Source organism: Paenibacillus tritici (assembly GCF_018207515.1).
Classification (GTDB): domain Bacteria; phylum Bacillota; class Bacilli; order Paenibacillales; family Paenibacillaceae; genus Paenibacillus_AQ; species Paenibacillus_AQ tritici.
This window is the reverse complement of record NZ_CP073365.1, coordinates 1,528,734-1,551,135: the sequence shown is the minus strand read 5'-3', so window position 1 is coordinate 1,551,135 and position 22,402 is coordinate 1,528,734. Positions and strand designations below refer to the sequence as shown.

Annotated in this window: 20 protein-coding genes and 1 tRNA gene; 8 read left to right on the top strand and 13 right to left on the bottom strand. The window is 51.8% G+C overall.

The genetic code is table 11. From position 1 onward, the window contains the following. The gene (locus KDC22_RS06675; RefSeq protein WP_211722464.1) at positions 1-462 is read right to left on the bottom strand and encodes a winged helix-turn-helix transcriptional regulator; all 462 of its coding nucleotides are present in this window, start codon (positions 460-462) and stop codon (positions 1-3) included. 302 nt (positions 463-764) lie between these two features. On the opposite strand from KDC22_RS06675, the gene KDC22_RS06670 reads away from it, so the two are divergent. Continuing rightward, the gene (locus tag KDC22_RS06670) at positions 765-2,120 is read left to right on the top strand and encodes a dipeptidase (protein ID WP_211722463.1); all 1,356 of its coding nucleotides are present in this window, start codon (positions 765-767) and stop codon (positions 2,118-2,120) included. A 717-nt stretch (positions 2,121-2,837) separates the two neighbouring features. Here KDC22_RS06670 and KDC22_RS06665 read toward each other — a convergent pair. The 3 genes from KDC22_RS06665 to KDC22_RS06655 all read right to left on the bottom strand — a co-directional run bounded on the left by KDC22_RS06665 (position 2,838) and on the right by KDC22_RS06655 (position 6,258). Next, positions 2,838-2,911: transfer RNA gene (locus KDC22_RS06665), tRNA-Gly, on the bottom strand. A 78-nt stretch (positions 2,912-2,989) separates the two neighbouring features. Beyond that, on the bottom strand, positions 2,990-5,113 hold the full coding sequence (locus KDC22_RS06660; RefSeq protein WP_211722462.1) for a putative bifunctional diguanylate cyclase/phosphodiesterase: 2,124 nt from the start codon (positions 5,111-5,113) through the stop codon (positions 2,990-2,992). A 185-nt stretch (positions 5,114-5,298) separates the two neighbouring features. After that, positions 5,299-6,258, bottom strand: coding sequence for an aldolase catalytic domain-containing protein (locus KDC22_RS06655; RefSeq protein WP_173130480.1), 960 nt, complete (start codon positions 6,256-6,258; stop codon positions 5,299-5,301). A gap of 218 nt (positions 6,259-6,476) precedes the next feature. On the opposite strand from KDC22_RS06655, the gene KDC22_RS06650 reads away from it, so the two are divergent. The 4 genes from KDC22_RS06650 to KDC22_RS33740 all read left to right on the top strand — a co-directional run bounded on the left by KDC22_RS06650 (position 6,477) and on the right by KDC22_RS33740 (position 9,196). After that, on the top strand, positions 6,477-6,719 hold the full coding sequence (locus tag KDC22_RS06650) for a FeoA family protein (protein WP_211722461.1): 243 nt from the start codon (positions 6,477-6,479) through the stop codon (positions 6,717-6,719). Further along, on the top strand, positions 6,716-8,728 hold the full coding sequence (gene feoB, locus KDC22_RS06645) for a ferrous iron transport protein B (RefSeq protein WP_211722460.1): 2,013 nt from the start codon (positions 6,716-6,718) through the stop codon (positions 8,726-8,728). The genes KDC22_RS06650 and feoB overlap by 4 nt, the downstream gene beginning before the upstream one ends. A gap of 43 nt (positions 8,729-8,771) precedes the next feature. Next, the gene (locus KDC22_RS06640; RefSeq protein ID WP_211722459.1) at positions 8,772-8,954 is read left to right on the top strand and encodes a FeoB-associated Cys-rich membrane protein; all 183 of its coding nucleotides are present in this window, start codon (positions 8,772-8,774) and stop codon (positions 8,952-8,954) included. 110 nt (positions 8,955-9,064) lie between these two features. Next, a complete protein-coding gene (locus KDC22_RS33740; RefSeq protein WP_256707444.1) occupies positions 9,065-9,196 on the top strand; it encodes a hypothetical protein in 132 nt (43 codons plus the stop codon). A gap of 92 nt (positions 9,197-9,288) precedes the next feature. Here the strand turns inward: KDC22_RS33740 and KDC22_RS06635 are convergent, their stop codons facing one another. The 5 genes from KDC22_RS06635 to leuB form a co-directional block, all read right to left on the bottom strand. Then, a complete protein-coding gene (locus KDC22_RS06635) occupies positions 9,289-10,818 on the bottom strand; it encodes a leucyl aminopeptidase (RefSeq protein WP_246553333.1) in 1,530 nt (509 codons plus the stop codon). Positions 10,819-10,963: 145 nt separating this feature from the next. After that, complete coding sequence (locus KDC22_RS06630) at positions 10,964-12,067, bottom strand: ATP-binding protein (RefSeq protein WP_173130467.1); 1,104 nt, start codon at positions 12,065-12,067, stop codon at positions 10,964-10,966. Positions 12,068-12,400: 333 nt separating this feature from the next. Next, entirely contained in the window at positions 12,401-12,808 is a 408-nt protein-coding gene (locus KDC22_RS06625) for a hypothetical protein (protein ID WP_173130464.1), read from the bottom strand. Positions 12,809-13,036: 228 nt separating this feature from the next. After that, complete coding sequence (locus KDC22_RS06620; RefSeq protein WP_036727686.1) at positions 13,037-13,576, bottom strand: peroxiredoxin; 540 nt, start codon at positions 13,574-13,576, stop codon at positions 13,037-13,039. A gap of 236 nt (positions 13,577-13,812) precedes the next feature. After that, positions 13,813-14,895 (bottom strand): 3-isopropylmalate dehydrogenase, encoded by a 1,083-nt coding sequence (leuB, locus tag KDC22_RS06615; RefSeq protein WP_173130460.1) that lies wholly within the window; start codon positions 14,893-14,895, stop codon positions 13,813-13,815. 229 nt (positions 14,896-15,124) lie between these two features. On the opposite strand from leuB, the gene KDC22_RS06610 reads away from it, so the two are divergent. Together KDC22_RS06610 and KDC22_RS06605 are read left to right on the top strand one after the other, a co-directional pair. Continuing rightward, on the top strand, positions 15,125-16,105 hold the full coding sequence (locus KDC22_RS06610) for an aldo/keto reductase (RefSeq protein ID WP_211723915.1): 981 nt from the start codon (positions 15,125-15,127) through the stop codon (positions 16,103-16,105). Between the two features lie 449 nt (positions 16,106-16,554). Next, on the top strand, positions 16,555-18,114 hold the full coding sequence (locus KDC22_RS06605; protein ID WP_211723914.1) for an IS1182 family transposase: 1,560 nt from the start codon (positions 16,555-16,557) through the stop codon (positions 18,112-18,114). Positions 18,115-18,218: 104 nt separating this feature from the next. On the opposite strand, the gene KDC22_RS06600 is transcribed toward KDC22_RS06605, so the two are convergent. The 4 genes from KDC22_RS06600 to KDC22_RS06585 all read right to left on the bottom strand — a co-directional run bounded on the left by KDC22_RS06600 (position 18,219) and on the right by KDC22_RS06585 (position 20,935). Next, entirely contained in the window at positions 18,219-19,313 is a 1,095-nt protein-coding gene (locus KDC22_RS06600) for a DUF4097 family beta strand repeat-containing protein (RefSeq protein ID WP_211722458.1), read from the bottom strand. A 16-nt stretch (positions 19,314-19,329) separates the two neighbouring features. Continuing rightward, the gene (locus tag KDC22_RS06595) at positions 19,330-19,827 is read right to left on the bottom strand and encodes a hypothetical protein (protein ID WP_173130457.1); all 498 of its coding nucleotides are present in this window, start codon (positions 19,825-19,827) and stop codon (positions 19,330-19,332) included. Between the two features lie 104 nt (positions 19,828-19,931). Next, the gene (locus KDC22_RS06590; RefSeq protein WP_211722457.1) at positions 19,932-20,396 is read right to left on the bottom strand and encodes a zf-HC2 domain-containing protein; all 465 of its coding nucleotides are present in this window, start codon (positions 20,394-20,396) and stop codon (positions 19,932-19,934) included. Next, positions 20,393-20,935, bottom strand: coding sequence for an RNA polymerase sigma factor (locus KDC22_RS06585; protein ID WP_173130453.1), 543 nt, complete (start codon positions 20,933-20,935; stop codon positions 20,393-20,395). Before KDC22_RS06585 ends, KDC22_RS06590 begins: the two co-directional genes overlap by 4 nt. 304 nt (positions 20,936-21,239) lie before the next feature. Between KDC22_RS06585 and KDC22_RS06580 the strand changes: the two genes are divergently transcribed. Then, positions 21,240-22,388, top strand: a complete 1,149-nt coding sequence (locus KDC22_RS06580; protein WP_173130451.1) for a response regulator — start codon at positions 21,240-21,242, stop codon at positions 22,386-22,388. Positions 22,389-22,402: the final 14 nt, after the last annotated feature.

Sequence of the window (22,402 nt, the reverse complement as noted above, 5' to 3'; positions counted from 1 at the left end):
TTATTCCGCTCCTATCGTTCCCGCCGTTTCAGGCGATGCTGATTCTGATTCTATTTCTGTATCTGTATCCCCATGACTCTTGTCGTAGTCGGTTCTGGCCCGGACAATTTCACCACGGTTGCCGTTCACCCATTCTACCAGTGACGTCAGCGGGGCAAGCAAAGATTCACCCAGCTCCGTAAGGCCGTATTCCACCGTTAACGGAACAGTGGGCGTGGCTTTGCGCCACACCAGACCGTCCCGTTCCAGATGGCGGAGCGTCTGGGTAAGCATCCGCTGCGAGATGCCGCTGGAACGGCGCTGCAGTTCCTTGAACCGCAAAGACTGCACGCCAAGGTTCACAATAATCAGCATACTCCATTTATCGCCAACACGGTCCAGGATCTGCCGGGTAACTGTACTATTTTCAAGCACCGTAAGCTCCTGCTGCCGCTCTTGCCGTTCATTCACTTGATTGTTCAAGGCAGTTACCTCCATGTAACCCAAGCAGTTAATCGTGCCTTTTTGCCGCTTAAGCTAACTAAGTCTATCATGGTTACTGTTAGTAATCAACGACCTGAACGGAACTGGTTATCCGTGAAAATACCATCCGCCATCCTGCCGGCCAGCGGTTTGAACACTCCTTTTTGATCCATAGGACTATCTCCAGTATAATGGATGCATTACACTGCCGAACCTGAGCCGCAGAGGCCTGCCGTTATGCTTCGCATATTACGGGTACCTGCGGTATTAAGCAGCGAATTCCAAGGAGGTACATAACTACTATGTCTTACGAAACTTATTTTCAGGCTGAGCGCGAAGCCCAGTTGAACGAACTCAAGCAATGGCTGGCTATTCCCAGCATTTCAGCCCTCTCCATCCATAAGGAGGATATCAACACCGCTGCCGGCTGGCTGGTAGAGACCCTGAAGCGTGCTGGCCTTGAGAACATCGAGCTGCACCCTACAGCCGGACACCCGGTGGTCTATGCAGATTACCTTCACGCACCCGGCAAGCCGACCATTCTGGTATACGGACATTATGATGTACAGCCGGTTGACCCGCTGAACCTGTGGACCACCCCTCCATTCGAACCCGAGATCCGCGACGGTAAGCTGTATGCGCGTGGAGCTACGGATGACAAAGGCCAGGTGTTTATGCATATCAAGGCTATCGAGGCTATTCTGAAGCAGGAAGGTACGCTGCCTGTGAACATTAAGCTCTGCATCGAAGGCGAAGAAGAGATCGGCAGCGTCAACCTGCCGCCATTCCTGGAAGCCAATCAGGACAAGCTTGCAGCAGATGCCGTCCTCGTCTCGGATACCTCCCTGCTGGAACGCGGACGTCCAGCCATCTGCACCGGACTTCGCGGATTATGTTCACTGGAGGTCACTGTAAGCACCGCCTTGACCGATCTGCACTCCGGCTCGTACGGCGGTGGTGTTCCCAATGCGCTGCATGCCTTGGTCTCGCTGCTCAGCACCCTTCACGATGACAAAGGCCTCGTGTCGGTAGATGGCTTCTACGAAGGCGTACCTGCCCTATCCCCGCTGCTGCGCGAAGAGTTCGCCAAGCAGGGCGTGGATGAGGATAAGATCCGGACAGCGCTTGGCCTGGAGCAATTATACGGCGAGGAAGGCTACACCTTCGTGGAACGTGTCGGCGCGCGTCCGACGCTGGAGCTGAACGGCGTATACGGAGGATTCCAGGGTGAAGGCAGCAAGACGGTTATCCCTAAGGAAGCCCATGCCAAAATCACCTGCCGCCTGGTCGGCGACCAGGACCCGCAGCATATTCTCGATGCCGTTGAAGCCCATCTGACGGCCAATATCCAGAAGGGCGCCAAGGTTCAGGTGAAGCAGATGGAGAAAGCACGCGCCTTCAATATTGATCCTTCGCACCCGATCCTGCAGACCGCTGCTGATGCTTACGGCAAGGTATACGGCACCCGTGCCCTCTTCACCAAAGACGGCGGCTCCATCCCGATCATGGAGAGCTTCTCCCGCATCCTTAAGGCTCCGGTGGTCCTGATGGGCTTCGGACTCGATGACGAGAACCTCCACGCTCCGGACGAGCATTTCAATCTCGAGAACTTCGACAAAGGCCTGCTGACCCTGGTCGAGTTCCTGAAGACCGTTTAACGTCCAGGGCAGGCTTTACCTGTTAATGGGACAGATTTATCAGCAAAGGCAGGCCCCCGGAGAATCGGGGGCCTGCCTTTTTTAACTCTAAAATTTCGTCCGGCTAATTCAGGTGCACTAATGCTCCTCATTCCTGCTTACCGCCGACTTTTGGCCAATTTAGGTGCACTTGTGCTCCTCATTTCCGCTTCCCGCCGACTTTTGGTGAATTCAGGTGCACTTCTGCTCCTCATTTCTGCTTACCGCCGACTTTCAGCCGATTCAGGTGCAGTTCTGCGCCTCATTTCCTCTTACCGCTGACTTTCGGCGGAGTTGGATATGCTGGGGCTTATGCAGTCTTTGTACTACTGCTCACCTTTCCAATCCAGCCCGCCTAATTTCCCGTATCTCCAACAGCTGGCGGAATCAGATGGATTTATCCCTCTGATTTTCCCGAATAGCCGACTTTTGGCTGCATCAGTGGGATTTATCCCTCTGATTTTCCCATGTAGCCGACTTTCAGTTGCATCAGTGGGATTTATCCCTCTGATTTCTACCTATCGCCCAATTCAGTCCGAATCAGTGGGACTTATCCCCTTGAATGAAGCCGCACCTACTTTTAGCGGATCTAGTGCGACTCCTATATTTCCGATAAAGCCTTATCCACACTCTAATCCCCTACAACCACTCCAAAACAACAAAAAAACCCTTGATATACAAAGGTTTTGGCTTAAAATATGGAGCGGGTGATGGGAATCGAACCCACGCTATCAGCTTGGAAGGCTGAAGTTCTACCATTGAACTACACCCGCAACTCAAATTGAGTACAAGAAACATTGTAGCATCACTTGGAATAAATTGCAACCCTGTTAGAAGCGGATTTTGAGAGGTTATGATGGCATTTCCAGCAGGGGCTTCAAAAAAGACAGTTCAAATTCCGCCGCCTTCACCGGCTTGCTGAACAGATATCCCTGCGCCTCATGGCAATGCTGCTGGCGCAGAAAGTGCAGCTGCTCCTTGTTCTCCACGCCTTCGGCGGTTACCTTGAGCTTCAAGTGGTGGGCCATAGAGGTAATCGTAGAGACAATGGCCGCATTGTTGCTGTCCTCCATCACATCAGACACAAAGGAACGGTCGATCTTCAAGCGGTCAATCGGCATATTCTTCAGATAATGCAGGGAGCTGTAGCCTGTCCCGAAATCATCAATGCTGATACATACGCCAAGTCTTTTCAGACGGTTCAACTGGTCGAAGGCCGTCTCCTTGTCCAGCGTCATACTCTCCGTAATCTCCAAATCCACATAGCTGGGATCGAGGCCGATATCCTTCAGGATGGCATCAATTTTGCCGGCTAGATTCGGCTGCAGGAACTGGCGCATAGACAGGTTAATGGACACACAAATCGGCTGATAGCCTGCATTCTGCCACGTTTTATTCTGCTGGCAAGCCGTCTTAAGCACCCACTCCCCAATGGGAACAATCAGCCCGCTCTCTTCAGCGATAGGAATGAAATCTACCGGGGAGACCAAGCCGCGTTTGGGGTGGTTCCAGCGCAGCAGCGCCTCCATCCCGACAATCTCCTCCGTCTCAAGCAACACCTGGGGCTGATAGACCAGATAGAACTCGTCCCGCTCCAGCGCCCGGCGCAGGTCGTTCTCCAGCTTGAGCCGTTCCTTCGCCTTCATCTGCATAGCCGGAATATAGCGGCGGATCTCTACCCCCTGCTCCTTGGCGTTGTGGACAGCCGTATCCGCATTCTGTATCAATTGCTCAGCCGTGTCTCCGTCCCCTGGATAGATGCTCATTCCCAGACTAAGCGAGATATGGTATTCTCCCGACTCCAGACCCACTGGTGTCTCGAACAGCCGCAGCAGCTCATTCGCCCGGACCAGACAATTCTCCAGACCCGTCCGTTCCGTCATCAGAAAAGCAAACTCGTCCGCCCCCATACTGTAGAGCTCTTCATTGGCTCTGGCCTCATCCGCAATCCGCCGGGAGACCAGCTGCAGCAGAAGATCTCCGGCATAATGTCCGAGCGAGTCATTGATATTCTTGAAATGGTTGATATTCATGATGACAAGCCCGGAGAAGCCGCGGCTCTTGTCCTGCTCGCTCTGGCGAACCACCTCTTCCATACGCTGCATCAGGCGGCGTCTGTTCGGAAGACCGGTCAGCTCATCGTGATATGCCAGATAATTAATCCGCGCCTCCGCCTGCTGATTCTCCTGAAACGGCTCCTCAATCGTCAATCGGTAGACCCCGGTAAGCAGCAGATAATAAGCCGCCGCACTGCTTAGCATTCCGAAGAGATAGTCTATATCTCCAACACTGAACAGATTCATGAAGAACACCTGGCCCAGCGAGAAGAATACCAGGGAACGGATAATAATCAGCAGAGAGGCCGACTTCTCCCTTTGGCCGGGATAGATAATAAAGGCTGCGCCAAGCAAATAAACAAACAGTACCGCCATATTCATCAGGTTTCTGGTGGTTTCGACCCAAGGCTCGTCCGCCAGCCCGGAGACAATCAGGTTGCCAACGCTGAACACAACCAGGGACAGCAGAATGACCACAAATGAATTCCGGAACACTTTTCCCTTGCCGCCTGTTCCAACCGGCTGATCTGCCCTGCTGAATATAAGCATAATGCCCAGCGCACTGGCCAGCCGGGAGAACGTCAAGAGCCATAAGGACTGCGCGGGGCTGATATAAGAGGTGATTCCGGGAATGCCTACAAACCCGAGGACATGCAGGAAATCAAAGATGCACACGCCCAGAAATAATGCAGAGGTATACAGCCTTGCTCTGGATAATCTATTGGCGAACAGCAGCCAGCCCTGGGCAAAAACCGCAAAACCAAACGCCACCGTACAGCAGCCTAAAATGAGATAAAACGCCATAAATAAATCTTTATCCTCAATATGGCCCAGCGGTGTACGAAAAATCTGGATCAGGAGGAATAGCACAGCTCCTAGAATAGCCGCATGAATCGTCTTTCTCTCTTCTTGTCTCATAAGTCCCTCGCGTCTAAAATGATATCTATAATAACAGGTAGATGTATATGTTGTCCTATGTATAAATATCGGCCGGATGGCTCCGTAAAGTTACATTAGCCACCTACAATATTGAAACGGAGCAGCTTTGGCAGAAAAAAAGCACCTGCCTACAATAGAGGCCAGTGCTTTCTCCTTCCAGACGGTTATTTATCCCCGAAATTAACCTCAGGTGTTGTGAGCTTGTCATAGAAGTCAACCGCTTTGTCTTTATCGGCAGAAGATCGCAGCGCCATTGCTGAGCGTGGATGCTCATCTAATGTTCCTGTAATCATATACGGAATAATATATCCCCACTCTTCCTTTTCACGCAGAGGAATCATCAGATTCTCAACAATATCCAGAACGGGACGGAGGGTATAATTCGTATTCTTCAAATGGGTAACCAGCAGCTCGGTAGGGCAATTGCCTGCGGCACGGCCCATTCCATAACAGGAAGCATCCAGCAGCTCTACCCCCTTCTCGGCTGCAATCAGCGTATTGGAGAAGGCCAGCTGGAGGTTGTTATGAGTATGTACACCCAGGCGTTTCTCCGGCAGATGCGTCTTGAACTTCTCCACCAGGTAATGGAAGTCATTATGATCCAGGCTGCCGTAAGAATCGACGATATACACCACATCCACAACGCTGTCGCGGATCTGCTCAAAGGCTTCAAGCAGCTCATTCTCCATCACATTGGACAGGGCCATGATATTAATTGTTGTCTCATACCCCAGGTCGTGGAAGGTCTGCACCAGCTGGAGGGCCTTGTCCACATCCTTGCTGTAGCAGGCCACGCGGATCAGATCGAGCATGCTCTCACTGCGGGGCAGAATATCATTCTCGTCCACACGGCCGATATCGACCAGAGCCGACAGCTTGGTGTGCCCCTTTTGCGGAATCACCTTGCGCAGGAAGTCATCATCCAAAAAACGCCATGGTCCTGCACCCTCTGCCCCTTTCAGCAGCTTCGGCGAGTTTTTATATCCGATTTCCATATAATCAACACCGGCTTCATTCAGACCGGCATATAATTTCTGAACAAATTCAATACTGAAATCCCAGTTATTCACCAGTCCCCCATCGCGGATGGTACAATCGACAATTTTACTCTGATTCGTCTTCACAATCTGTTCTCCCTTCGGGGTATCATTTTCATACTATGCTTACATTATCGTTCAATCATACTTTAATGAAGAATATATTGTAAAGAAAATTTCAGCAATTCCCATATCCATTTCCGCAGAATGAAACAATGATATTAATCACAGATAATATGTCAAAAAAATGCTACATTACAAGAAATCATTGAGATTGATTATCAGTCTCTTTTGGAGGGATAACAATGGCTTTATCATCCTGCTCCTTACTACGTTTACAACCGGGCTCTACCGGCTCCATTCAAAAAATAGAAGGTATGGACCCTATCTTGCGGCGCCGGCTGACTGATCTGGGAGTCTCTGAGGGTGTAATGATCCGTCTGAAGGGCAAAGGGCCTTTTATGGGGCCGGTTACTCTTGAGTGCAACGGTCAGCTATTTGCTATCCGCCGGAAAGAAGCATCTATGATAGAGGTGAAGGTCTCATGAGTTCTATCGCACTTGTGGGCAATCCCAACACCGGAAAAACCTCGCTGTTCAACACCCTAACTTCTTCGTATGAATACGTAGGGAACTGGGCAGGCGTTACGGTGGAGAAAAAGATCGGCAGTCTGAAAAACGGGGCCGGGAAGCTGATCGACTTGCCCGGAATCTATTCTCTCCATCCCCTCTCCCGCGATGAGGGAGTTGCCGCCCAATATCTGATCGAAGAGACACCCGAAGCGCTGATCAATATTGTCGATGCTTCGCAATTGGAACGGAATCTGCTGCTTACGCTGCAGCTGCTGGAATACGGCAAGCCGACCATACTTGGACTGAATATGACCGATGTTGCCAAGGCACGCGGCATTCAGGTGAACCCTGAAGCCCTGCAGGCCAAGCTGGGTGTTCCCGTGCTGCCGCTGATTGCCAGAACAGGCAAAGGCAGCAGCCAGGTACTCAGCGCGGTGGCTGAGCCGGCGAATATCCCGGCTGCAAATTTCCATCTGGATTATGGCGGGATCGTTGAAGGAACGCTTGCATCTATGATTAGTCAACTACAGCAGCTCCCGGGATTGCCTAATCTCCGCTGGGTTGCCCTGCAATTCATGGAGCAGAACCCGGTAGTCCTCGAGCTGCTCAAGAAACGGATCGATATTTCCGGCCTGATGCTTCTCTGCGACGATTGTCAGACCAGGCTGCAGAAGCAGAAGCTGGCACTCACCCTTCCGCAGTGGATTCGCTCCGTCCGTATGGACTACATCCGCGTGGTATGCGCAGCCGCTATTGATGCCACTATGCAAAAACCGCATAATCTGACCGAACGGCTGGATTCCATCCTCACTCACCGTTTTCTCGGACTTCCCTTGTTCATCCTCTTTATGTACGCGATGTTCAAAACTACCTTTGACTGGGCAGGTGGGCCTTTATCGGATGTGGTAGACGGCTTCCTTGGCGGTCCGCTCAGCGATTGGACGAACTCGCTGCTGCAGGCGATCGGGGCTTCGGAATTCACGCACGCCCTGATCGTTGACGGGATTATCGGCGGTGTCGGCGGCGTCATCGTATTCGTTCCACAGATCTTCATCCTCTTCTTGATGATCTCCTTCCTGGAGGATTCGGGATATATGGCCCGTGTCTGCCTGTTGATGGACAGCACTATGGAACGGATGGGGCTGAATGGCAAAGCCTTCATTCCCTTCATTATCGGCTTCGGCTGCAACGTGCCGGCAATAATGGCTGCCCGAAGTATTGAGCAGCCCAAAGAACGGATGCTGACCACACTCCTGCTGCCGCTGATGTCCTGTTCAGCCCGGCTGCCGGTATATCTGCTGTTTGCCGCAGTCTTCTTCCCGGCCCGGCAGGCAACTGCCGTGCTGGCGATGTATGTTATGGGCGTAGTCTTCGCCCTGATTCTGTGCAAATTGTTCTCCAGGTATCTGTTCAAGAATGAATCCTCCCTCTTCATTATCGAGCTGCCTCCTTACCGGATGCCGCAGCTGAAGACGCTGGGACGGAGTACCTGGGAGAAGGGCAAAGGCTTCCTGCGCAAAGCGGGGACCATCATCCTTGCCGGTTCGGTCCTGATCTGGCTGATGTCTTACGCCGGTCCTGCCGGAGTCAATGTGGACATGGATCACTCTTTCCTGGCCAAATTCGGCGGATTCATTGCTCCGCTCCTGGAGCCGCTTGGCTTCGGAACCTGGCAGGCCGGCTCTACGCTGGTGCCCGGCTTCCTCGCCAAAGAGGTTGTGGTCTCCACCATGAACATCATCTACCATGCTCCCGATGCAGCGGGGCTGGAAGGCCAGATTGCATCAGTCTTTACACCGCTTAGCTCGATCAGCTTCATGGCCTTTATCCTGCTCTATATTCCTTGCCTGGCCACTGTCGGCGTCATCAAGAAGGAGACCGCGTCCTGGAAATGGACCCTTTTCTCCATGGGATATTCCCTGGTCCTGGCCTATGCGGTGTCGCTGGTGATTTATCAGGGCGGCCGTTTGTTAGGATGGTCGTAACAGCAGCAAGTCCAAGTTATAGTGAGAGGAAGCGACAGCAGCTATGATCATAAATATCCTGATTATCACGCTTGTCTTCGGGTACTCCGGCTGGATGATCTACCGCCATACCCAAAAGGGCAAGGAAGGCGCCTGCGCCGGCTGTGACAAAGGTAAAACCTGCCCCGCAGCATCCATGGATTCCCCTCTGTCCTGCAGCGGAAATACCCTGTCCGGCAAACACTAGCACATAGCGTTTGCGGACAGGGATTGGTATTCTTTCGTTTAGAAACCCTGGCATGCGGGTATGTTAGTTATAAGCTTTTACAACCAGATTCTTACCAAGGAGGAATTACCATGAACACCAAAAAAACATTGTTTACCACGGTAGCATTGGGAGCAGCCTACTTGCTGAAGAATAAGAATACGCGGGACAAGATTATGAACGGTGTCCAATCCTTAACGGCCCAGATGAAGGCCCGTAAATAGGCTGCCATCCCTTAGGCGAAACGGAACACGGCTCCAATCAGCAAACAGCCGCAGGTCCTCAGGAAACTGAAGACTTGCGGCTGTTTGTATTATCACTGGCCGGGATGAAATCCCGGGTCAGAAGCTGCGTGCAGCAGATATTCCAGCAACGTGCGGACCATCACACCCGTGGCTCCCTTGGGATTCACTCCCCGTTCTGACGACAGAAAGGCCGTCCCGGCAATATCAAGATGCACCCAGGGCAGCCCCTCGGCAAATTCTCCAATGAACAGTCCCGCCGTGCTGGCACCTCCATATCTTCCGGCAGCATTGCGCAGATCAGCCACCTCGCTCTTCAGCATCTCCCTGAACTCAGGATAGGCTGGCAATTCCCAGATCGGCTCCCCAGACCGTCTGGAGGCCTCCAGAATCTCTTCCAGGAAGGCTTGGTCATTGGTTACTGCACCTGTAGCCACATCGCCCAGAATGGACAACACAGCCCCTGTCAGCGTGGCTACATCAATGATCCGCTCCGCTCCCCACTCCCTTGCATACGTAAGGGCATCTGCCAGGATGACCCGGCCTTCTGCATCGGTATTAATGATTTCTATCGTTCTTCCGCTGAAGGAAGTGATCAGATCCCCCGGCTTAAAAGCATTCCCTGCCGGCATATTCTCTGCCGCCGGAATAAGCATGACTACATTGACCTGGGGACGTAAATGCCCCAGCGCGTCCATAACCCCAAGGACCGCTGCTGCACCGCCCATATCACTGAACATGCTCTCCATGCCTGCTGCCCGCTTCAGCGAGATGCCTCCGGTGTCGAAGGTGATGCCTTTGCCCACAATCCCCACGGCATTCTCCCACTGATTAGTCCCCTGATAGCGGATGACAATCATTCGGGGCGGATTCACGCTGCCGTTACCGACGGCGAGCAATCCGCCCATTCCCTTAAGCTCCATCTCACGTTCATCCAGCACTTCAGCCGGAAGTCCGTGCCGCTCAGCAATTTCAATAGCTGCCACCGCAAGACCTGACGGAGTCAGCAGATTCCCCGGCAGATTGGTCAGATCACGGGCAAGATTGGCCGCCTCCCCGAAGGCCTGCCCCCGCTTGACTCCTTGCTTCCAGGCCTCCTCCTCCATAGCCTCACAGGAGCGCTCCATATGCAGACGTACAGTCTCAAGACCAGCGTATGCCGGCTGCTCCAGCTTATATTGTCTTCTGCGGTACGCCCCCAGGACCAGCCCTTCCGCGATGGCCTGACCGGCCTGCTCCGCCTTCAGCGACTCAGGCAGCCGGTTCAGCTCATCCGGTATCTGCACAACAAGGCAAGCGGCCTTCAGTCTGTACGCAGCCCTGGCAGTCTGCGCCATCAGCTGCCGCAGCTCGTGAACCCCCGGCCGGCCCTTCCCGCTTCCGGCCAGAATGACTACCGGCTGCTCCGGGCGGTCCATGGCGGGCAGGATATATATTTGACCCTGCTTACCGCTAAAGAGCCCTGCTCCGGATAATAAGCGGACTCTCTCGGCCCATTCCGCCGGCAGTCCCTCTCCCAGCACCTGTGTCTCTGAGAATATGAGACATACAACCTCCCCTTGCAGCGGGGTCATATCCGCATTACTGCTCCATTCCAAGATCAAGCTTCATCCCCCCGTATGCTGGTTGTCTCACGCTAATAACGCAGATAAGGCTGATCTCCCGCACTTGAACGTGCATTGCAGGAATCAGCCCTTGAATATAGATGATAACCCGGATGCTTAGAAAGTGCCGGGTTTATTGTAATCATTAGTGAATCAGCGGAAGGGAAATGACGAACCGGGTTCCTTCATTCAACTGACTGCTGACCGAAATGCAGCCGCCATGATTCTTGATGATCCGGTCACTGACGGAGAGTCCAAGTCCCGTTCCATTCTCCTTCGTGGTGAAGAACGGATTGAACAGTCTGTCGAGCGTGCAGATATCCATCCCCTTGCCGTTATCAGAGATGAAGATGCGCACCTCTGTCCCTTCTTTGCGGGCACCGACCTCTATTCTGCCCATGGAATCATCCTCCAGTTCGGAGATGGCTTCCATAGCATTCCTGATCATGTTAAGTACAACCTGCTTCATCTGCTTAACATCCCCCGAGATGAACAGGTCCTCTTGAAGCACCTGCAGATTAATCTGGCAGCCCTTCATCAAGGCTTCGCTCTCTGTGAGCAGGACCACTTCCTTCAGCAGGGCGGAGACAGGAATCAAGCCAACCTGCGGTACAGAAGGCTTAGAGGAGGTCAGAAATTCATGAATAATGTCATTGGCGCGGTCAATCTCAGCTAATATAATCTTCGCATATTCCTCTTTGCCCAGCAAGTGGAGATGAGGATGCAGCAGTTGTATGAACCCCCGGATAGCGGTCAGCGGATTGCGGATCTCATGGGCAATCGAGGCCGATAACCGGCCCAGCATCGCCAGGCTGTCATTCTGGTAGGCCGTCTGCTCGATGAGCTTGTAATCGGAGATCTCTTTGAGCGTGAACAGGTAGCTTCCCTTCATTTGCTCTCCGCTGACGAGAGAAGCACGCCAGTATCGTCCATATTCATCAACAAATTCATAGCTTGGCTTACCTTTGAGCACCATTTCACGATAACTGCGCAAGACCTGCTTCTTCTTGAAGCGGCTCAGCTGAATATGGGATAACAGATGATGCATTGTGCAGCCCAGAAGAGAATGACGAGTAAGCTCCAGAATACCGTACATCTGCTTATTGACGAAGGTCAGAACCCCCTCATCATCAAAAAGCAGAATTCCGCTGTCGATGTGCTCCAGCACATCCTCAAAAGTAGTATCCATTGCACCAGATTGAAACGTTCTTGCCGGCAACAGCAAGCTTTCCTGATATTGGCTTATCACGATACGAAGTTCCCCCTTTTACTGCAATTGACGAAGACGCTTAAGCGACATCAAATTACTATGTATATGAGTATATGACGAAGCCGCCAGAACATTCGGAAATCGTATTATATTATCCAACCGTTTCAACTATATTCCAATCATATCCAAGAGAAGAAGACAACGCAATCAGAGAATCTGTCGAATGACGAAAATATCCTTAAAATGATTCTTAAGACACATTTAATATTGTGAGAATGTTACGTTTCCTGCAAATACATTGAAAAGAGCCCCCGCAAATGGCGGAGGCTCGCTTATTTATGACCTAATTGAAGCATGGTATGCGCATGAGACTCAAGCCTTCTGCTGCAGCCGGTGACGCCGCTGGCTCATTACAGCCAGACGCTTCTTCAGCTCACGTTCCCACTTGGAGTCGCCAATCTGCTTGGCTACGGCCAGCAGGTCAAGCGACATGTCGATCTGGCTGCGTACGATAGCGAGCGGGTCCTCGGTCTCCACGTTGATGACGTTCTCGAAGATCGCTTCCTCGTCCTCCATCACATAATCCTGGAAATCAACATCGGTAACACCGTCGCCATGGGCATATTCTGCCAGAATCTCATATTCATTTTCGACCTTGTAATGGACCTCTACCCGGTGGCATACCGGACAAAAAAGCAGGGGAACATTATGGACTTGCGTGCGATAATGCTTTAGGGTTCCCTTTGTTCCAACCATACTCGCTCCACAGCAAAAGCTCATTTTTGTTCACCCTCCTTGAGTGTTAACGTCGATTTCCTATTAGTATATTACAAAGTGGCGGGGGAGATTCCTCCCCTTACAAGCTATATATTAACCTTTACGCCCATTTTCAAACGCTTACCCGGACGGTACAGGTCTTTGGTGCAAAAAACCTCCCCACCGGGAAAATATTCCCGGGAAGGAGGTCCTCTTAGTATCTCAAAGGTCGCAGTTTATGAAGCGCGGAGCTTACAGGTTCTTGTCGCCTGGCTTCCAGTTCATAGCGCACAGTCCGCCGGATTGGAGAGCCTGCAGAACACGCAATGTCTCTTCTACACTGCGGCCCACATCATTGTGGTTAACGACTTGATATTTCAGTTCGCCCTCAGGATCAATGATGAACAATCCGCGCAGAGCAATACCTTCTTCTTCGATCAGGACGCCGTAATCGCTGGCAACCTTCTTCGTGATGTCAGAAGCCAGCGGGAAGTTGATCTGGCCAAGACCGTTCATATCCTTAGGTGTAGACAACCAAGCCTTGTGGCTATGGATAGAGTCAATGCTCACACCGAGAATTTCTGTATCAAGCTCTGCGAAATCAGCAGCAGCATCACTCAAGGCTGTGATTTCAGTCGGACATACGAAAGTGAAATCAAGCGGATAGAAGAAGAATACAAGCCATTTGCCGCGATAGTCGGACAAGCTAACCTTACCGAAATCCTTACCGTCGCCTGTTACTGTCTCCATGAAGAAGTCAGGGGCGGGTTTACCTACCAAACGTTCTGCCATTGCTTAAATCCTCCTTTGAATATGTAAGAAAAACAACTGCCGGACGTAGCCGGATGTAATATGCTTTTCTTGATTTTGATGAATGGTTACCTTCTAAAGGGTACAAACCAAATGTTATCATCGTACAAAATCAAAGTCAATATTACATTGATTACTTTTTTATAATAATTATAAATAAGCAACATTTTGTGAAGTTTTTCTTCGTTCTGCGTCAAAAGGGATATATGTGGTAGAACTTAGGCTTTGCGGATAGCGGCTACGATCAGGTCTCCCATCTCTGTAGTACTGATCGCTTTGCTCTTATCCACTGCGATATCGCTGGTCCGGTGACCGGCATCCAGCACTTCAGCGACAGCGGCTTCGATGGCAGCGGCTGCATTCTCGTAGCCGAAGGTCATGCGGAACATCAGCGCAAGCGACAGGATCGTTGCGATCGGGTTCGCCAGTCCTTGTCCGGCAATATCAGGCGCAGAGCCGTGGACCGGCTCATACAGGCCGTAGCTGCCTTCTCCCAGCGAAGCGGAGGCCAGCATTCCAATGGAACCGGTCAGCATTGCTGCTTCATCACTAAGGATATCCCCGAACATATTCTCCGTCACAATGACATCGAAGCTCGAAGGACGGCGAAGCAGCTGCATCGCACAGTTATCCACCAGCACATGCTCGAGCTCTACCTGCGGATATTCCGGTGCCAGTCTGTTCACCACTTCACGCCACAGACGGGAGGTCTCCAGAACATTGGCTTTGTCGACACTCGCCAGCTTATTACGGCGCTTGCCGGCAATCTCGAACGCCTGCCGGACAATCCGCTCCACTTCCGTTACGTTGTAGACACAAGTATCCACGGCTTCTTCCCCATGCTCACCCTGACGGCGCAGCTTCTCCCCGAAGTAGATCCCGCCTGTCAGTTCGCGCACCACCATCAGGTCCGTACCTTCCAGCACTTCCGGCTTCAGCGTCGAAGCATCCTTCAGACAATCGAAGACTACAGCGGGACGCAGGTTGGAGAATAACCCCAGCGCTTTGCGGATGCCCAGCAGTCCGGTCTCCGGACGCAGTTCCTTCGGATTGTTGTCCCATTTCGGTCCGCCTACAGCTCCGAGCAGTACAGCATCCGCGCTGCGGCAGATTGCAAGCGTATCCTCCGGCAGCGGAGTTCCGCGTTCATCAATGGCAATTCCGCCGAACAAGGCATGCTCCGTTTCAAAAGTATAACCAAACAGCTCTTCCGTTCTTTTCAATACTTTCTCTGCTTCAGCCACAACTTCAGGTCCGATACCGTCCCCGGCAATTACGGCGATTTTTTTGACCTCGCTCATTCCTGTCACTCCTTAGGTAGTCCTGCTGCTCGCAGACATAGTTCTTCTGTATATTGTTGTATCATAACGGAGGGGAAAGGACAAAGATATAGATTCTATCACGTTCATAGATAGAGCCTATAAGTGATCCGGATAGACTGATTTGCCCTCATTCCTGCAATGAATTACAATTAATGGGCAGTTGTACTTCCCGGATACCTATTCACATTGAAGAGGGAGTGAGATGAAGATGCATTACGCAAAGCTTGGCAAATCCGGCATGAAGGTTAGCCGCCTCTGTCTGGGAACGATGAATTTCGGCCCGATTACCGATGAGAAGGAGGCCTTCCGCATCATGGATGCGGCGCTGGACGCCGGAGTCAACTTTTTTGATACCGCTAACGTGTATGGATGGGGCGAGAATTCTGGCCTTACCGAAACGATCATCGGACGCTGGTTCAAACAGGGCGGCGGACGCCGGGAGAAGGTTGTGCTGGCCACTAAAGTCTATGGCGCAATGAGCGATAAGCTGGATGGCCCGAACGATGAGGGCGGCCTCTCCGCTTATATTATCCGCAGGCACCTTGAAGCCTCTCTGCAGCGTCTGCAGACCGATCATGTTGAACTCTACCAGATGCACCATGTCGACCGCAACGTGTCGTGGGACGAGCTGTGGGGCGCCTTTGAGCTTGCCGTAAGCCAAGGCAAGATCGGTTACGTCGGCTCCAGTAACTTCGCCGGATGGGATATTGCCGTTGCCCAGCAGGAAGCGAAGGCCCGGGGCTTCCTGGGTCTGGTGTCAGAGCAGCATAAATACAGCCTCACCTGCCGCCTGCCCGAGCTTGAGGTCCTGCCTGCCGCGCAGCATCTGGGACTTGGAATTATTCCCTGGAGTCCGCTGGACGGAGGGCTGCTCGGCCGCAATGCGCTGAAGAAGATTGAGGGCAGCCGCAGCGGCGGCAACGCCGAACGTGTGGAGCAGTACAAGAAGCAGCTGGAGGCCTTTGCCGAACTGAGCCTGGAGCTCGGCGAGCCGCAGGATAATATCGCCCTGGCCTGGCTGCTGGCGAACCCGGCCGTGACGGCTCCTATTATCGGGCCGCGTACGCTGGAGCAGTTCGAGAGCGCGCTGCGCAGTCTGGAGGTCGTCCTGGACGAGTCCGTGCTGAAACGTCTGGACGAGATTTTCCCCGGACCGGGCGGTGCAGCACCTAAGGCCTACGCCTGGTAAGAAGCAGTCTCTACCTTCGCCTCTTCCCAAGTGGAAACGGCCTTGCTGTCCTGTTAAGGACGGCATTCGTTACAGCGAGTATTAGAAGGATAAGTTATCGTGTGCAACATATAAATCCTTATATTTTAACAATAAGGGGCTGTCCCAAAAGCCATGAAATGGCTGCTTGGGACGGCCCTTTGTTTTGGAGTAAGATCAACGTGAGCACTTGGGTGGACGCTGCGCGAACGGACCGTTATTCCAATCGCTGTGCTCTCCAGATTTTTTTCATTCCCCTTAGCGGTGAAAATCCGGAGACCAAGGCGAACGCTGCCGCTTTTCCACAATCGTTCCGTTCTCTCCGCTGTTTAAGTGGAAAATGGACGACAATATTTATAAAAACGCAAAAAAGAAACCTCTCTTTTGGTAAAATGGAGTTACCACACAACCATTTCAAAGGAGGGGTTTCTTTGTACATTCAATATACCATGGACCAACTTTGCTTGCCAATGGATCTCGAAGAAGATATTCCTTCGAACCACCTCGCTCGTGTCGTTAACACAGCTGTGAATCGGCTGGACGACTCCATCTTTGACGCTGCGTATCCTGGGGGCGGCCGCGACAGCTACCATCCCAAAATGCTTACTAAAGTCATGATCTACGCCTACACCCAACGCATCTATTCCTCTCGTCAAATCGCCAAAGCGGTGCGTGAGAGCATCCCCTTCATGTGGCTAGCCGGACGGCAGCGACCTGACTTTCGTACGCTGAATCGCTTCCGTTCCCAGCGGATGAAGAATGTCCTTGAAACGGTATTTACCGCCGTGCTTCAGTTTTTGGCTGACGAAAAATACGTTTCCCTGGAGCATTACTTTGTGGACGGAACCAAGATTGAGGCCAACGCCAATCGCTATACCTTCGTATGGGGCAAAGCCGTTAGTAAACATAAGTCCAAGCTGCAAGAAAAGGTACAGGCTTTGTTTGAGGGCATTGAGGCTGCAGAGAAACAAGAAGAACAGGAACACCGCGGCCAGGACCTGAGCGAACTTGGCGAGTCCGCTGAGATCAGCAGTGAGAAACTCGAACAAATGACTCAGGCGCTGGAGTCACAACTGCTCGAAAAACCCAAAGACAAGCCCCTGAAAAAAGCCGTTCGGAAGTTGCGTAAGGATTTGCTCCCCCGACTGCAGAAGTACGAACAATATCAAAAGCTGCTTGGGGACCGGAACAGTTTTAGCAAGACCGATCCAGAGGCAACGTTTATGCGGATGAAAGAAGATCACATGCGAAATGGCCAACTGAAACCGGGATACAATGTGCAAATCGGGACCGAAAACCAATTTATTTTAACCTACAGTATACATCAAAGACCAACCGACACCCGCTGTTTAGAGCCGCATCTGGAAAAAGCCCAGCAGATCCTCGGGAAATGGCCAAAGACAGTCATTGCGGATGCAGGCTACGGCAGCGAAGAAAACTACGCCTATCTGGAAAATAGAGGGATACAGGCGGTGGTGAAGTACGGCAGTTACCACAAGGAAAAAACTAAAGCCTGGAAAGCGAATGTTGGTAAAATCGAAAACTGGACATACGATACAGGCGAGGATCACTGGGTATGCCCAGCTGGGAACATGCTGCGTTTCCACAGGGAAAGCAAGGAGACCCTAGAAAGCGGCTATGAAATTCGCAGACGGCATTACCGAAGCAGCTCCTGTGAAGGCTGCCCCCTAAAGGAGCGTTGCACGAAAGCGGCAGGAAATCGGGAGGTGGTCGTCAGTCTGGAACGGCTGCGATACCAGAACCAGGCACGGAAAATTCTACGGAGTGAAGAGGGCTACGCCTTGGCCGTACGCCGAATGACGGAGCCGGAAAGTGTATTCGGACAACTGAAGAACAACCGGGGGTTCCGGCGATTTCTGCTTCGCGGCATGGAGAAAGTGACGCTTGAGGTCGGGTGGCTTTCCCTTGCACATAATCTGCTGAAGCAAGCCGCCAATGACCAAAAACGCAGAGCAGCGATCCTCCAATAACGGGAGAATCGCTGCTCTGCTCACTTTTTGTAGCATTAAGAATGAAGAGAACGGTCTTCCGCCGTAGAAAATCTACTTTTGGGACAGCCCCTTTGTTCCATTCATTATTGTGCCGTATCCACCGTTACCGAACCATTGCTGGTAGATAAGGATACCTCATGTGTTCCTTTGCCAAGTACAGCCGTGCCATGATCCTCGTCCTCGCCGTCCCAGGTTACATTTCCCTTAAGCGACCCATTGCTGGTGTCCGCAGTGATCTTGGCATCCGTTGCAGCCGGAAGGCCAACCATAATCTTGCCGTTGCTCGACTTCAGCTCCCATCTGCCTGTGACAGCAGAGTTAACCGTAATCTTGCCGTTGCTGCTCTTGGCAGACAAGGCACCGTCAATGTTACCAAGCGTAATCGCTCCGTTGGAGCTAACCAGCTCTACATCCCCTTGTATATTCTGTACGGTCAATGTGCCGTTGCTGGTATGGGCCTTCACCCCTCCGGAAACGTCATGAATATCCATAGTACCGTTGCTCGTATCCACATTGACCCCTGCCGCCAGTCCACCGGCTTCGATGGACCCGTCACTGGTCTCCACCTCAATAGCCAAATTCTGCGGAACGCTGACATTCAGATAAGGAGCATTGTTATTGAATCCGATCTGAATATTGGAGAGCCAGCCTGATTCACCCTCCAGCTCCATGACAAGCGTGTCGCCTTCGGTGGTGACTTTCCACTTACGCTCCAGCGCGCTTGCCGCTTCATTGTCAGTATTGCCCGGCAGCTCCAGCTTCCCTTCGTACTCCACTGCGTTCCCTTGCACGCCCTCCAGCTTAACCTTGCCCTGGGGCAATTCAATTCTTACCGTCTTGATTTCCTGCTGCACTTCCACCTTGCCGTCCACCGGCACCAGCTTGGTATTGCCAAAGATACTGCTCAGTGAACCGCCGGCCAGGACGGTCTGCGCCCCGCTTGCAGCAACAAGCACGAGAATCAGTACAATTGCCCAGCCGCTCACACGATTTTTGACATCCGATTTAATGAAGAGCCGAAGCAGCATCTCCAGGCCGAACAGGATAAGCAGTACTGGCCAGATATAACCCAGCACCTCATAAGTGATAACACCATACTGGGCAAGTACTACAATAACCCCCACTACAATGCAGCCTATTGCGGCGGTGAAGCTGCCGATTTTCCATCTCCCCATCATTCATTTCCCCATTTCACTATACTTTTGAATTGTTCTTCAGCATTCTAAGTCCATAACCGATCAATGCAAGCGATAACAGGACCGCCCCGATGTTCATATCGTTCAGTATTCTCCAGAGGGTTGGAAATGCCGTAATGAGCATTAACAGAATCCCTGCTATGACGCAGCCGATGCCGACCCACACCGGGTTCACATCATCATGCGGATACACCGGAGGGGGCGTAATGCCCATGGTCCACGGGGCTCCAAAGCTGTCCGGGTGGAACATCATCCGTTCATGCTCGGCAGCGGTAACCTTCATCCAGGCCGCTTTTTGCAGCGCATCGAATAACTGGTAGAACCAGAGGGCTGCCAGCGCGAATGGAAACACTGTGGGCATGGATGGAATAAATATAATACACAGTGATGCTCCAATCATATACTCCAGGCCCATTTTTTTAAAGCCCAGATACATGTGGCCCAGTCCCGGAACCATGGCCAGAAGAAAGGTGAGCCAGCGTCTTTTCTTAATCATATGTTACCCTCCCAAAAGTATTATGGAACATCAGGGCAGCAGTGTGCCCTTGTATCCTAAACGTGCTTCTTCCGCATGGAATTGCCGGCAAAGCCGCTGTTGATCTACTGATTGTTGCTTTGCGGGCCAAACCAGGAGCTGACCGAAGTGGACATATGGCCGTTAATCTCAGTGATGCCGTAGGCAAAATTCTCAAACACGCCAAGCTGCAGCAGGAGAAACGTCAGGCCGACCGCTACGCCGTAATGCATCCAGGAGGTTCCTGTACGCCGTCTGGACATCGTGGATTTGATCACCCGTTCTCTGCGTCCATTCTCCAGCTGGCTAATCTGAGCCATAACCCCGGCAGTAAAATCAGGGAATTCAAACGGTATCACGGGTTCCTTTCCGGTGCTATCCAGTCCGGCTTCCATCTCGCTCCACATCAATGCAAGCCCCCGCGCTTCCTCAAGCCATTCCGCGCAGCCGGGACAGGACTCTACATGCAGGCGGATCGTATGCTGCGCCTCAGGTGACAGCTGTCCATCAATATAATGCGGCATCCATTCCTTTACTGTTGCACAATTCATCGCCATTCCTCCCCGCTTTTGCGCATCATCTGTCTGGCCCGATAGAGCTGCGATTCAACCGTTTTGACCGAAATTCCTTTTTGCTCGGCAATCTCCTGATACGAGTGACGCTGAAAATAGTACAGCTGCACAACCGACCGGTACGGTTCCGCCAGACTATTCAGGTTCTCACCCAGCTCCCGGGAGGCTTCTTTGCGAAGCGCTGCCTGCTCTGGTGTCTGTGAAGTCACCCAGTCATTCTCTGTGTAATCCGCTGCACTCCGGTGCCGCCATTCCCGGTCGTTGGCCCGTTTCCAGTCCAGACAGGTACGGTAAGCAATCCGGTACAACCAGGTGGAGAAGGAAGACTGTCCTCTGAAGGAGGGGAGGGCCTTATAGGCTTTGATGAAGACTTCCTGAGCCATATCCTTGGCGGACTCGGTTTCTCCTGTAATTTTGATGCATACACTATACACCATGCCTTGATAACGCGTCACCAGATTCCCAAAAGCCTGATGCTCTCCGCTAAGCACAGCAGTAATCCACTCCGTCTCTTCCAAGGTCGTTCTCCCCTCCTTCAGTTACATAACGTTAGACGCCGGAGCCCAGGGTTCCCCTGCAGGGTTTTTGAATTATTTTTATAAAAGCTACATCCCGGTTAAAAATCAACGTCTGCAGCAGATTCCAAGGGAGGAAAACCCGCATCCTTGTCGAATTATGCTAACATTATAGGTTGTACCCGCTCAATCTATCCGATTAGAAAATAATTTTCCAAATTCTGTCCAATCTGCGACGTAATGCGGTAGAATACACCTTATCAACCTATGAGAAGACAACATTCCTTAATGAAGTGGTGGGATAGAAATGATTCAAGCCCTGCTGGTAGATGATGAACGGCTTGCTCTCATGAAGCTGAAAATGATGCTGGAGGAACTGACTACCATAAATGTAATCGCTGCTTATACTGATCCTTCCGAGGCAGTCCGTGCGGCTTCACAGCTCAGCCCTGATGTTATTTTCCTCGATATTGATATGCCGGAGATGAACGGGGTTCAGGCTGCCGAGGCGATGCAAAGATTATGTCCACAGGCAAGCATTGTTTTTGTTACTGCGCATAACAGCTACGCCATCGAGGCGTTTGAGCTGTATGCGCTCGACTATGTTCTGAAGCCGGTACAGCGGGGCCGTCTGCTGAAGACCATCGAACGGCTGGAGCAACGTATGAGCAATACACAACAGGATTCCCGCAAGCCTATTGAGACGGTAATGATCCGCAGCTTCCAGTCTTTACGGTTTGAACGAAACGGCCAGCCGCTGCCCAATGTTCGCTGGCGTACTTCCAAAGCACAGGAATTATTCGCTTATTTATTTCATAACCGCAACCGTTTTGTCAGCAAAGATACCTTAACCGATCTGCTATGGCCGGATTTCAATGCCAAGAAGGCCTCTACTCATCTTTATACAACGATATATCAGGTTCGGCAATGCCTCAAGCAGGCAGAGATTGATCTGCAGATCAGCAATGTCAGCGGGGGTGAAGGTTACACTCTGGAAACGGGCAGCCTGCTGATCGACAGCTATGAATGGGAAAAGGGTATTCTTACCCAGGATGCCATAAATAAGGACAACTTCGAGGAACATCAGCGGTTGTTTGATTTTTATTCCGGTGACTATCTGAACGATTACGATTATTTATGGGCCGAAGGTGAACGGCAGCGGCTGCGGACCATCTGGCTGCATCATGCCATGGGAATCGCTGAATTCTATATCAGCAGCGGCCGGATCGCGGAAGCGGTAACCGTGTACCAGCGGGTGGTTCAGCTTCAGCCATATTTTGAACAGGGCCACTTGGGATTGATGAAGGTCTATAGCAGCATTGGTGAGCGTTCGGCAGTAGAGGAGCAGTATCATATTCTGACGGATCTTCTGAGCCGGGAACTCAGCGTAGAACCGCCTGCCAACATTAAGCGCTGGTATGATGAATGGAGACATCTTAACCTCCGAAGTATGTAATTTTCTTATAAAAG